General features: G+C 67.2%; 9 protein-coding genes and 1 pseudogene. 8 read left to right on the forward strand and 2 right to left on the reverse strand.

All coding sequences use genetic code 11. The features are described 5' to 3' along the window. Positions 1-57 precede the first annotated feature (57 nt). The 4 genes and pseudogenes from infB to typA form a co-directional block, all read left to right on the forward strand. Positions 58-2235: pseudogene (infB, locus tag AC6LKD_RS13845) on the forward strand (translation initiation factor IF-2); the annotation flags it as partial. Positions 2236-2259: 24 nt separating this feature from the next. Further along, positions 2260-2661 carry a 30S ribosome-binding factor RbfA gene (rbfA, locus tag AC6LKD_RS13850; RefSeq protein WP_006388333.1) on the forward strand — a complete coding sequence of 134 codons (402 nt, stop codon included), beginning with the start codon at positions 2260-2262 and terminating at the stop codon, positions 2659-2661. A gap of 37 nt (positions 2662-2698) precedes the next feature. After that, positions 2699-3451: a tRNA pseudouridine(55) synthase TruB gene (gene truB, locus AC6LKD_RS13855; protein ID WP_498116547.1), complete on the forward strand. Its 753-nt coding sequence runs from the start codon at positions 2699-2701 to the stop codon at positions 3449-3451. Continuing rightward, entirely contained in the window at positions 3448-5271 is a 1824-nt protein-coding gene (gene typA, locus AC6LKD_RS13860; protein WP_013392465.1) for a translational GTPase TypA, read from the forward strand. Before truB ends, typA begins: the two co-directional genes overlap by 4 nt. Positions 5272-5367: 96 nt before the next feature. Here the strand turns inward: typA and cynR are convergent, their stop codons facing one another. Continuing rightward, positions 5368-6279 (reverse strand): transcriptional regulator CynR, encoded by a 912-nt coding sequence (cynR, locus tag AC6LKD_RS13865; RefSeq protein ID WP_498116548.1) that lies wholly within the window; start codon positions 6277-6279, stop codon positions 5368-5370. Between the two features lie 155 nt (positions 6280-6434). Between cynR and AC6LKD_RS13870 the strand changes: the two genes are divergently transcribed. The 4 genes from AC6LKD_RS13870 (at position 6435) to AC6LKD_RS13885 (ending at position 10881) form a co-directional block, all read left to right on the forward strand. Next, entirely contained in the window at positions 6435-7661 is a 1227-nt protein-coding gene (locus AC6LKD_RS13870) for a muconate cycloisomerase family protein (protein ID WP_498116549.1), read from the forward strand. Between the two features lie 42 nt (positions 7662-7703). Then, positions 7704-8618 carry a dioxygenase family protein gene (locus AC6LKD_RS13875; protein WP_498116550.1) on the forward strand — a complete coding sequence of 305 codons (915 nt, stop codon included), beginning with the start codon at positions 7704-7706 and terminating at the stop codon, positions 8616-8618. A 105-nt stretch (positions 8619-8723) separates the two neighbouring features. Further along, positions 8724-10070: an MFS transporter gene (locus AC6LKD_RS13880; protein WP_049797780.1), complete on the forward strand. Its 1347-nt coding sequence runs from the start codon at positions 8724-8726 to the stop codon at positions 10068-10070. A 22-nt stretch (positions 10071-10092) separates the two neighbouring features. Beyond that, positions 10093-10881 (forward strand): 1,6-dihydroxycyclohexa-2,4-diene-1-carboxylate dehydrogenase, encoded by a 789-nt coding sequence (locus AC6LKD_RS13885; RefSeq protein WP_013392470.1) that lies wholly within the window; start codon positions 10093-10095, stop codon positions 10879-10881. Between the two features lie 63 nt (positions 10882-10944). On the opposite strand, the gene AC6LKD_RS13890 is transcribed toward AC6LKD_RS13885, so the two are convergent. Beyond that, the gene (locus AC6LKD_RS13890; RefSeq protein WP_237709986.1) at positions 10945-11907 is read right to left on the reverse strand and encodes a LysR family transcriptional regulator; all 963 of its coding nucleotides are present in this window, start codon (positions 11905-11907) and stop codon (positions 10945-10947) included. Positions 11908-11927: the final 20 nt, after the last annotated feature.

The raw sequence follows: 11927 nt of genomic DNA on the forward strand, positions 1-11927 counted from the left end.
TAAGAGGCGAGGGGGGGGCCCCGCCCCGCGCCCCCCCCCCCGCCCCCCCCCCCGCGGCCCGCTCCCCCCGCCCGGGCGGCCGGCGGGGGGGCCCGCCGCAAGGCCGAGGCCGAAGCCGCCGCGCTGCGCGAGATGCTGAATCGTCCGCGCAAGGTGCTGCGCGCTCCCGAACCGGAAGCGCCCGCCGCCGCGGCGCCGATCTCGGGCACGCTGCACAAGCCGGCCGGCAAGCCGGGCGCCGCTCCTGGCGCCAAGAAGGACGCCAAGCCCGCCGCTCCCGGCGCGAAGAAGACCATCAAGACCGCTGAAGTCGCGTCGACCTGGTCCGATGACGCCTCGCGCAAGAAGCCCGCGGACAAGCCGGCAGCCCCGGCCAGCCGCGACGGCTGGCGCGCGGGCGGCAAGGGCGGCGGCAAGGGCGGCCGAGGCGGCCGCAACCAGCAGAACGATCGCCGCAACGAGCCGGCGCCGCAGGAATTCATCGCGCGTGAAGTCCACGTGCCGGAAACCATCAGCGTGGCCGACCTGGCCCACAAGATGTCCGTCAAGGCCGCCGAAGTCATCAAGCAACTGATGAAGCTGGGCCAGATGGTCACCATCAACCAGGTGCTGGACCAGGAAACGGCCATGATCGTGGTCGAGGAACTGGGCCACGTGGCGATCGCCGCCAAGCTGGACGATCCGGAAGCCTTCCTGGACGAAACCGCCACCGTGTCGGAAGCCGAACAGATGTCGCGCGCTCCGGTCGTGACCGTCATGGGCCACGTCGACCACGGCAAGACCTCGCTGCTGGATTACATCCGCCGCGCCAAGGTCGCCGCGGGCGAAGCCGGCGGCATTACGCAGCACATCGGCGCCTACCACGTTCAGACCGAACGCGGCATGGTGACCTTCCTTGATACCCCGGGCCACGAGGCGTTCACCGCCATGCGTGCCCGCGGCGCCAAGGCCACCGACATCGTCATCCTGGTCTGCGCGGCCGACGACGGCGTGATGCCGCAGACCCGCGAAGCCATCCACCACGCGAAGGCCGCAGGCGTTCCCATGGTCGTGGCCATGACCAAGATCGACAAGCCCTCAGCCAACCCCGACCGCGTCAAGCAGGAACTGGTTGCCGAGGAAGTGGTGCCGGAAGAATACGGCGGCGACGTGCCGTTCGTGTCCGTGTCGGCCAAGACCGGCGAAGGCATCGACGATCTGCTCGAAAACCTGCTGCTGCAGGCCGAAGTGCTGGAACTGAAGGCGCCGGTCGACGCGCCCGCCAAGGGTCTGGTGATCGAAGCCCGTCTCGACAAGGGCCGCGGCCCGGTCGCGACGATCCTGGTGCAGAGCGGCACGCTCAAGCGCGGCGACGTGGTGCTGGCCGGTGCAAGCTTCGGCCGCGTGCGCGCCATGCTGGACGAAAACGGCAAGCCGATCCAGGAAGCCGGTCCGTCCATCCCCGTGGAAATCCAGGGCCTGACCGAAGTGCCGGCTGCCGGCGACGAGCTGATGGTGCTGTCCGATGAGCGCAAGGCGCGCGAAATCGCGCTGTTCCGCCAGGGCAAGTTCCGCGACGTCAAGCTGGCCCGCCAGCAGGCCGCCAAGCTCGAATCCATGTTTGACAACCTGGGCGAGGGCACGCAGACCCTGGCCCTGATCGTGAAGACCGACGTCCAGGGTTCGCAGGAAGCGCTGGTGCAGTCCCTGACCAAGCTGTCGACCGACGAAGTGCGCGTGCAGGTCGTGCACGCTGCCGTCGGCGGCATCTCGGAAAGCGACATCAACCTGGCCATCGCCTCGAACGCCGTCGTCATCGGCTTCAACGTCCGCGCCGAAGCCAGCGCCAAGAAGCTGGCCGAGAACAACGGCATCGACGTGCGCTACTACAACATCATCTACGACGCCGTGGATGAGGTGAAGGCAGCCATGTCGGGCATGTTGGCGCCCGAGAAGAAGGAAGAAGTCATCGGCTTGGTCGAGATCCGCGAGGTCTACAGCATCTCCCGCATCGGCAATATCGCCGGTTGCATGGTGCTGGACGGTCTGGTGCGTCGCGATTCGCAAGTCCGCCTGCTGCGCAACAACGTGGTCCACTGGACCGGCCAGCTCGATTCGCTGCGCCGCTTCAAGGACGACGTCAAGGAAGTCAAGTCTGGCTTCGACTGCGGTCTTACGCTGCGCGGCAACAACGACATCCAGGTGGGTGACCAGCTGGAAGTCTTTGAAATCAAGGAAATCGCGCGTACGCTGTAAGGCGTCCGCGAGGCATTTTTTCTAATGAGCCGTCACAAGTCCAAAGCCATCCCCGGCCGCAATCTGCGGCTGGCCGACCAGATCCAGAAGGATCTGGCCGGGATCATCCAGCGCGAGATCGACACGACCCGCGCTGGACTGATCACGCTCTCCGGTGTGGAACTGTCGACCGACTACGCGCACGCAAAGGTGTATTTCACGGTTCTGGGCGCCGAGCCCGAAGCCGCGACCGCCTTGCTGAACGAGAAAGCCGGTTGGCTGCATTCCCAGCTGTACAAGCTGCTGCACATCCACACTGTCCCCACTTTGCGCTTCTTCCACGACGAGCAGATCGCCCGTGGCATCGAGATGTCGATTCTGATCGACCGCGCAAACCGGCCCGGCCCGCACTCGGGCGTGCCCGACGAACCTGAAGACCAGTCCTGATCGGGCTGTCGTCACTGCTTTAAACCGGATTCCGACGATGGCTAAACGACGCGGGCTTACGCTCGACGGTGTGCTGTTGCTCGACAAACCCGTAGGTTTGTCGAGCAACCACGCCCTGCAACGCGCCAAACGTGCCATGGACGCGGCGAAAGCCGGTCACACGGGCACGCTGGATCCCTTCGCCACCGGCTTGCTGGTGTGCTGCATGGGCCGCGCAACCAAGATTTCCGGCGCGATGCTCAACGCCGACAAGGCATATCGCGCTACGCTGCAATTTGGCTCCGAAACCGACTCGGGCGACCTGACCGGCAATGTGGTGTCCACCGCCGAGCCCGGGTTTACGGTGGATGAGCAGTCGCTGCGCGAGGCGCTGTCACGATTCTCGGGCACGATCGAGCAGATTCCGCCCATGTATTCCGCGCTCAAGCGCGATGGCAAGCCGTTGTACGAGTACGCGCGCGCCGGCATCGAGCTGGAACGGCCGCCGCGCCAGATCACGATACACCGCATCGAACTGCTGTCCCTGAACGGGACCGAGGCAGAGATCGATGTGGCATGCAGTAAAGGCACATACATCCGGACACTGGCCCAGGACATCGGGCGCGTGCTGGGCTGTTACGCCCACCTGACGGCGCTGCGGCGCACGCACGTCGGGCCTTTTTCCCTGGAACGCGCCGTTGCGCTGGAAGCCTTGCAGGCCATGCCAGATCCCAAGCAGGCATTGCTTGCACTGAACGAATTGCCGGAGGGCTTGCTGCCCTCCACCCTGACCTTAAAGGACTCGCTATGACTCGCGCCTTGCGCAACGTCGCCATCATCGCCCACGTGGACCACGGTAAAACCACCCTGGTCGACCAGCTGCTGCGCCAATCCGGCACCTTCCGCGAAAACCAGGCGCTGACCGAACGGGTCATGGACTCGAACGACCTGGAAAAAGAACGCGGCATTACGATTCTGGCCAAGAACTGTGCCGTCGAATACGAAGGCACGCACATCAACATCATCGACACCCCGGGACACGCGGACTTCGGCGGCGAAGTCGAGCGCGTGCTGTCCATGGTCGACGGCGTGCTGCTGCTGGTGGACGCGGTTGAAGGCCCCATGCCCCAGACCATCTTCGTGACCCGCAAGGCGCTGGCCCTGGGCCTGAAGCCCATCGTCGTGGTCAACAAGGTCGACCGTCCGGGCGCCCGCACCGATTTCGTCATCAACGCCACGTTCGACCTGTTCGACAAGCTGGGCGCCACCGACGAGCAGCTGGACTTCCCGGTGATCTACGCCTCGGGCCTGTCGGGCTACGCCGGCCTGACCGCCGACGTGCGCGAAGGCAATATGCGTCCGCTGTTCGAAGCCATCCTCGAACACGTGCCGCAGCGTGAAGACGATCCCAATGGTCCGCTGCAAATGCAGATCATCTCGCTGGACTACAACAGCTACGTCGGCAAGATCGGCGTGGGCCGCATCAACCGCGGCCGCATGCGTCCCGGCATGGAAGTGGCCTACAAGTTCGGCCCCGAAGGCCAGGGCGGCCGCGGCCGCATCAACCAGGTGCTGAAGTTCCACGGCCTGGAGCGCATCGTCGTGGACGAAGCCGAAGCCGGCGACATCGTGCTGATCAACGGCATCGAAGAACTGGGCATTGGTTGCACGGTGACCGACACCGCCACGCAAGACGCGCTGCCGATGCTGCGCATCGACGAACCCACCCTGACCATGAACTTCATGGTCAACACCTCGCCGCTGGCCGGCCGCGAAGGCAAGTTCGTGACCAGCCGCCAGCTGCGCGACCGCCTGGACCGCGAGCTGAAGTCCAACGTGGCGCTGCGCGTGCGCGACACGGGCGACGACACAGTGTTCGAAGTGTCGGGCCGTGGTGAACTGCACCTGACCATCCTGCTGGAAACGATGCGCCGCGAAGGCTACGAGCTGGCCGTGTCGCGTCCGCGCGTGGTGTTCAAGGACATCGACGGCGTTAAGTGCGAACCCTTTGAATCGCTGACCGTCGACGTCGAAGACGCCCATCAGGGCGGCGTGATGGAAGAACTGGGCCGCCGCAAGGGCGACCTGCAGGACATGCAGCCGGACGGCCGCGGCCGCACCCGCCTGGAATACCTGATCCCGGCCCGTGGCCTGATCGGCTTCCAGAACGAGTTCCTGACGCTGACGCGCGGCACCGGCCTGATGAGCCACATCTTCCACGAATACGCGCCCATCAAGGAAGGCTCGATCGGCGAGCGCCGCAACGGCGTGCTGATCAGCCAGGACCAAGGCGACGCCGTGGCCTACGCGCTGTGGAAGCTGCAGGATCGCGGCCGCATGTTCGTGAGCCCGGGTGATGCGCTGTATGAAGGCATGATCATCGGCATTCACAGCCGTGACAACGACCTGGTCGTGAACCCCATCAAGGGTAAGCAGCTGACCAACGTGCGCGCTTCGGGCACCGACGAAGCCGTGCGCCTGGTTCCGCCGATCCAGATGTCGCTGGAATACGCCGTGGAATTCATCGACGACGACGAACTCGTGGAAATCACGCCGAAGTCGATCCGTCTGCGCAAGCGCTTCCTGCTGGAAAACGAGCGCAAGCGCGCCGCGCGCGAATCAGCCGTCTAAGGGCTAGCGCGAAGCGCGGCTTCGCATCGGTCCAGAAAGAACGCAGCCCTCGGGCTGCGTTTTTTTTTGCTGCGTGCCGCAGTAGCCGCCCGCCTGTCAGCGGCGGCCGGCTGCCACCGCGCCTGGCAGGCGCTGCACCGCGTCCAGCAGCCGGGCGGCGAACTCCTGCGCCGCGCGGCTGCGCGATGCTTCCTTGCGCCACAGGATGGCCGCGCGGCGGATGGTGGTCGGATCGGTGAGCGCGATGCTCTTCAATTCGGATCCCGCCGCGCCGGCCGCATGCTCGGCGGCGATGGTCGCCAGTTCGCCTTGCCGGCACAGGTGGATCAGCGCATCCACCGATTCCATTTCCACCCGCACCTCGGGAGCCAGCCCGGCCTGGGCGCAGGCCGCGTCTATCATGCGGCGCGTGGCGAAGCTGCGCGGCAGCAGCGCCAGCGGCACGCCCCCAAGGTCGCGCATGCGCAAGCTGCGCCGCGAGGCCAGCGGGTGGTTCTTGCCGACCACCACCCGCAGGCGCTCATCGAACAAGGGTTGCGCCTCGATTTCCTCGCGCAGCGCCGGGTGGAAGGAAATGCCCAGGTCCAGCTGGCCGCTGACCAGCAGGTCCTCGATGGGGCCGGCGCGCAGGTCGCGCACCTGGATCTGGACCTTGGGAAAGGCCAGGCTGAATCCGGCCACCGCGTCCGGCACGAAATGGGTCAGGAAGGTGGGGATGACGCCTATGGTGAGGGATCCAGCCTGCAGGCCGGCCAGATCCGCCAGGGCCATTTTCCCGGCTTCGACTTCCTGCAAGGCCCGGCTGGCATGGTCGCGCAGCACCCGGCCCGCTTGCGACAGGCGCAACCCCCTGCCAATACGGTCGAACAGGGGCATGCCCAGCTCTTCCTCCAACTGTCGCAGGCCGTGCGACAGGGTGGATTGGGTGACGTGCAGGGCGTCCGCCGAGCGGGTCAGGTGCTCGGTTTCTGCGACGCTGAGAAAGTAGCGTAGCTGGCGCAATTCCATCGGCGGGACTCCTGGTGCAAAGCCGGAACAGACGGTCAATGATGGGCGATTTATTATTCGATGGTATCGAATAATAAGTGCAATATAAATCATTGGATGAAAAACCGGCCGGGCCCTAATCTTGCCTGTATCACTCACGCAGGGCTTCAGGCTTTATGACTTCCGTTTCGACCCAGGCTCCGATCACGCCGGACGACGCCTCCTGGCGCATCGAGCGCATCCACGCGAGGATCGTCGACATCCCGACGATCCGGCCGCACAAGTTTTCGTTCGGCGCCATCAACCGGCAAAGCCCGGTCATCGTGCAGCTCTGGCTGGCCAACGGCGCCTGCGGTTTTGGCGAGGCGGCGACGATAGGCGGGCCGTCGTGGAACGAGGAGTCGCCCGAAACCATTCTGCATGCGATCCAGAACTACCTCGCTCCGGCAGTGGCCGGGGCGGATGCGCGCCGGTTCGCCGAACACATCAACCGTCTCGATGCCGTCTGCAAGGGCAATGCCTTTGCCAAGAGCGCCGTTGAGATGGCGCTGATCGACGCGGTGGCGCGCAGCCTGGGCGTGCCGGCCTGGCAATTGCTGGGAGGCAAGCGCATCGAACGCCTGCCGCTGGCCTGGACGCTCGCCAGCGGCGATTCGCAGCGCGACCTGGAAGAGGCCGAGCAGATGATGCAGGCGCGCCGCCACCGCCTCTTCAAGCTCAAGATCGGCGCGCGCAGTCCGGCCGACGACGTGGCCCACGTGGCGCGCATCGCGCGCGGCCTGGACGGCCGCGCCGAGATGACGGTGGACGTCAACCAGGCCTGGGACGGCAACACCGCGCGTCGCTATCTGCCGCAATTGGTGCAGGCCGGCGTGACCTTGATCGAACAGCCCGTGGCGAAGTGGGACGTGCAGGCTTTGCGCGAGGCGACGCAGTCGCTGGGCTCGGCCGCGCTGGTCATGGCGGATGAGACCGTGTGCTCCGCGCAGGACGCCTACATGCTGGCCTCGCAGCGCGCATGCCATGTGTTTTCCCTGAAGGTCGCCAAGCACGGCGGCCTGCTGCGCACGCGCGAAGTCGCGGCCGTGGCGCAAGCCGCCGGCATAGGCTGGTACGGCGGCACCATGCTGGAGACCTCGCTGGGCAGCGCGGCGTCCGCGCACGTGTTTGCCACGCTGTCTGACCAGCATCACGGTTGCGAACTGTTCGGCCCGCAGCTGCTGGTCGACGACATCGTCGAGCAGCCCATGGCCGTGCGCGACTTTGCATTGCAATTGCCCGACGGCCCCGGCTTCGGCGTTGTCGTGGATGAGAAGCGGCTGGATCGTTTCGACCGCGCCAGGGCAGGCCTGACGCCCGTCACGGTCGACTTCGGCCGCGGTGGCGAGGCTGCCGCGACCTGACCCACCATTTTCCCGATCATTCCAAAAAGCAGGAGACGCATCATGGCTGAATTTACCCAGCAACAACTACTGGACCTGGTCAACAGTTCCCAGGTCAATCCCGGCAACGACCGGGTCCGGCAGATTTCGCAGCGCATCGTGTCGGACCTGTTCCGCGCGATCGACGATCTCGACATCAAGCCCGACGAGTTCTGGGCGGGCGTGGATTGGCTCGCGCGCCTGGGCGCCAGCGGCCAGATGGGATTGATCACCGCGGGCCTGGGCTTTGACCGCCTGATCGACATCCGCGAGGAAGAGGCCGACGAGGCCGCCGGCCGCGCCGCCGGCACGCCGCGCGCCATCGAGGGACCGCTCTACATTGCGGGCGCCCCGCTGTCCGACAGCGAAGCGCGATTGGACGAAGATCCCGTGCCGGGGACCGTACTGGTGATGGAAGGGCAGGTGCGCGACGTGGACGGCCAGCCTGTCGCCGGCGCGCTCGTCGACGTCTGGCACGCCAACGAGCTGGGGCGCTATTCGCATTTCGATCCGGACCAGGCGGACTACCACCTGCGCCGCAAGATCAAGACCGACGCGCAGGGCCGCTACCGCTTCCGCAGCTTCATTCCGCCGGGCTACGCGATTCCGCCGGACAGCCCCACGTCCGAACTGTTCGAGGCATTGGGCCGCCATGGCAACCGGCCGGCCCATATCCACTTCCTGGTGGCCGCCGAAGGCCAGCGCACCTTGACCACGCAGGTCAACATCCCGGGCGACACCTTCCTGGACGACGATTTCGCCTTCGCCACGCGCGACGGCCTGGTGGTCGAACTGCAGCCGGGCACGCCGCCCGTGGGCTATGAGAGCCTGGGCGTGAACGCGCCGTTCACGCGCGTCTGTTTCGACTTTGTGCTGCAGCCGGCGCTGGACGCCGACGAGGCCCGCCCGCAAGCCCGCATGGACCGCGCCACCGCTTAAGCGTCCCCCCGGCGGCGCCCGCCGCGGCGCCGCCGTCCCCGATATCACACAGAACAATCCCGCAGGCGCGAGGCCGGGTTCGGCCGCGCCATGGAGACAAACATCATGACCGCTACCAATAGCTGGTCGATCCCCACGCTGATCGACCAGGAACGCCTGGGCGCCTTTCAATGGCGCGTGCTGATCCTGTGCTTTCTGATCGCGCTGTTCGACGGCTTCGACACCCAGGCGATCGCCTTCACCGGGCCCGCGATCCTGGCCGCCTTCGATCTGAAGGCAGGCGCGCTGGCGCCCATCCTGACCGCCGGCATCGTCGGCATGACGGTGGGCGCGATGACCCTGGGCCTGATCGGCGACCGCATCGGCCGTCGTCCCGCCATCATGCTGGGCCTGGCCCTGTTTGGCCTGTCCACGCTGGCCACGGCCTGGGCTACCGACACCAGCCACATCCTGGTGCTGCGCTTCATCGCCGGCCTGGGCATGGGCGGCTGCACGCCGGTGCTGCTGGCGCTGGCCGCCGAGTACGGCCCGGCTCGCTTACGCGGCGCCATCATGACCGGCGTGCTGCTGGGCCTGCCGGCGGGCGCCATGCTGGGCGGCCTGCTGGCGGCGCGCATGCTGCCCGTCATCGGCTGGGAAGGAATCTTCGTGGTGGGCGGCCTGGCGCCGCTGGCGCTGCTGGCCATCGCCGCCCTGATGCTGCCCGAGTCGCTGTACTTCAAGGCCACGCGCCGCGATCCGGAAAGCCAGCGCTACATCGCGCGGATTCTCTCGACGATATCGAGCCGCAAGCTGGGAGCGGACACGCAGTTCACCGTGCCGGAGGAATCCGTCGCGCGGGCCGGCGTGGGCGCGCTGTTCGCGGACGGCCACGGCGCCAAGACCGTGGCGATCTGGGCGGTGTACCTGTTGAACTGGGTCGCGTGGTTCATGCTGCTGTCGTGGCTGCCCACGGTGCTCAAGGCTGCGGGCCTGCCGGCAGAGCAGGCGCCCATGGGGACGGTCATCGTCAATGCCGTCTTCATCATCTGCGCGATCCCGCTGTCCTTCATGCTGCCGCGCCTCAACACCCGGCGGCTGCTGGGCGGCATGTTCGCGCTGGGCATCGCGGTGGCCGTCGGCCTGAGTCAAGCCGGCGACAACTGGACGCTGGTCTTCATCCTGGTCGGCGCCGCCGGCTTCGGCATAGGCGGACAGCAGATCGCGCTGAATTACCTGGTCGTGGGCGCTTACCCCACCGCCTTGCGCGCCACCGCCACCGGCTGGGCCATCGGCATGGGGCGCGCGGGAGCTATCGCAGGTTCGGCCATCGGCGGCAGCTTCCTGGCCTGGGGCGGGCCTTCGGGATTTTTCATCGCGCTGGCCATCCCCCTGGCGGTCGCGGCGCTGGCGGTATTGAGCCTCAAGCTCAAGCATGCGCGGCCCGAGGGCGCGCTGTCCGCGGCGCATTGATACGGCAAAGGACGACACAAGCATGAACACACATCTACGTTTCGAGGGCCAGGTGGCCCTGGTCACCGGCGCGGCCCAGGGCGTGGGCCGGGCAACGGCCCGGCGCCTGGCGGCCGAAGGCGCGCACGTGGTCGTGGTGGACCGGGCCGAGGAGCAGGGCGCCGCCGTGGCCGAGGAAATCCGGGCCGCGGGCGGACGCGCCAGCTTTGCGCAGGCCGATCTGGAAACCCATGCGGGCGCGCAGTCCATGGTGCGGGCCGCGCTGGCAATCAATGGCCGCATCGACGTGTCGGTGCACAACGTGGGCGGCACGATCTGGACCCGGCCGTTCTGGGAGTATTCGCCCGAGCAGATGCAGCGCGAGGTCAACCGGTCGCTGTGGCCCACGCTCTGGTCCTGCCGCGAAGTCATACCGGTGATGCGGGCGCAGGGCGCGGGCGCCATCGTCAACGTGGGGTCGAACGCCACGCGCGGCATCTACCGCGTGCCCTACTCGGCCTCCAAGGGTGGCGTGCACGCGGCCACCGTCTGCATGGCGCTGGAGCTGGCGAAGTCCGGCGTGCGCGTCAATTGCGTGTCGCCGGGCGCGCTGGACAACGGCGTGCGCGCCATCCCGCGCCATCATGAGACGCCCTCCGCGCAGGAGACCGCCTGGGTGGGCGAGATGTATGCCTCCTGCCTGCGCGACACGCCGCAGGACCGCCTGGGCCAGGCCGAAGAGGTGGCAGCGGCGATCTGCTTCATGGCCGCGCCCGAGGCGTCCTATATCACCGGGCAGATCATGTATGTGGCGGGCGGTGACATAGGCTGAATGGGCCGAGCCGCCAGGGGCCGGTTCAGCCTGTTGCCGCAGGTCTGGCTGCCTGGCTCCGCATCAGCCGTCGGGGCGGCTGGCCGCCAGCCAGTCCAGGAAATCGCGGCCTGGCCCTTGGTCGCGCGCGATTGCTCCTATGGGCTGGAACGAGCCCGGCGATTCGATCGGCACGCGCTGGAAGTGCCCATGCTGCATGTACCAGTTGCCCAGGGTCTGCGGCACCATCGCCAGGGCCTCCTGGGCCTGCATGACGGCGATGAGCAGCGGCATCGGCGGGGCAGCGCTGCTTAGCCTGCACAGCCGGGGCACCACGCCGGCGCGTTCGAAAAACGCCTTAAACACCGCGTGGATGGCCAGTTCCGGCCGGGGCTCGATCCATAGCTGCGAGGCCACCTGCGCCAGCGTGGGCGCGCCGTCGGGCGCCAGCAGCGGGTGGCCGGCGGCGGCCACGATCACCGCTGCGTCGTCTTGCAGCGGCACGAATTCCAGGCCGGCGGGCACCGCTTCCGGGCGCCGGCACAGCAGCATGTCCAGGCTGCCGCCAGCCGCCTGCGGCAGCAACTGCTCGCGGCTGCCTTCGACGACCTCCACTTGCAGTCCCGGCCGCGCCTTCAGGTAGGCGGGCAGGCGTTCGGCCAGCAGCCCGCCGCTGGCCGCGGGAATGGCGCCCAGGCGCAGGTAGCCGGTGGCGCCCTGACGCAGGGCCGCCACCGAGTCCGTGGAAGCGCGCAGCGTTGTCAGCATGCTGCGGGCGCATTCCGCCATGAGCTGGCCGCTGCGCGTGGTGCGCATGCCGCGGGCGTGGCGCTCGAACAGCTTTACGCCCAGCAGGTCCTCGATGTCGGCCAGCGCATGGGTGGCCGCAGGCTGGCTCAGGCCGATATGGCTGGCCGCCTGCTGGATGCTGCCCAGGTCGGCGATGCTGGCGAGCAATTGCAGATGGCGCAGGCGGCCCTTGGCGAGCAGGCGGGACAGCAGGGTGGCGGGGGCGACGTCCATGGCGCGGGCAAGATTGATATTCAAAATATGAATATATCTACCCA

The organism is Achromobacter sp. D7-1 (genome assembly GCF_059760445.1).

What these genes read in the sequence shown, in the direction of transcription:
- rbfA (WP_006388333.1), top strand. Translation starts at nt 2,260, where the DNA reads ATGAGCCGTCACAAGTCCAAAGCCATCCCCGGCCGCAATCTGCGGCTG.
- truB (WP_498116547.1), top strand. Translation starts at nt 2,699, where the DNA reads ATGGCTAAACGACGCGGGCTTACGCTCGACGGTGTGCTGTTGCTCGAC.
- typA (WP_013392465.1), top strand. Translation starts at nt 3,448, where the DNA reads ATGACTCGCGCCTTGCGCAACGTCGCCATCATCGCCCACGTGGACCAC.
- cynR (WP_498116548.1), bottom strand. Translation starts at nt 6,279, where the DNA reads ATGGAATTGCGCCAGCTACGCTACTTTCTCAGCGTCGCAGAAACCGAG.
- AC6LKD_RS13870 (WP_498116549.1), top strand. Translation starts at nt 6,435, where the DNA reads ATGACTTCCGTTTCGACCCAGGCTCCGATCACGCCGGACGACGCCTCC.
- AC6LKD_RS13875 (WP_498116550.1), top strand. Translation starts at nt 7,704, where the DNA reads ATGGCTGAATTTACCCAGCAACAACTACTGGACCTGGTCAACAGTTCC.
- AC6LKD_RS13880 (WP_049797780.1), top strand. Translation starts at nt 8,724, where the DNA reads ATGACCGCTACCAATAGCTGGTCGATCCCCACGCTGATCGACCAGGAA.
- AC6LKD_RS13885 (WP_013392470.1), top strand. Translation starts at nt 10,093, where the DNA reads ATGAACACACATCTACGTTTCGAGGGCCAGGTGGCCCTGGTCACCGGC.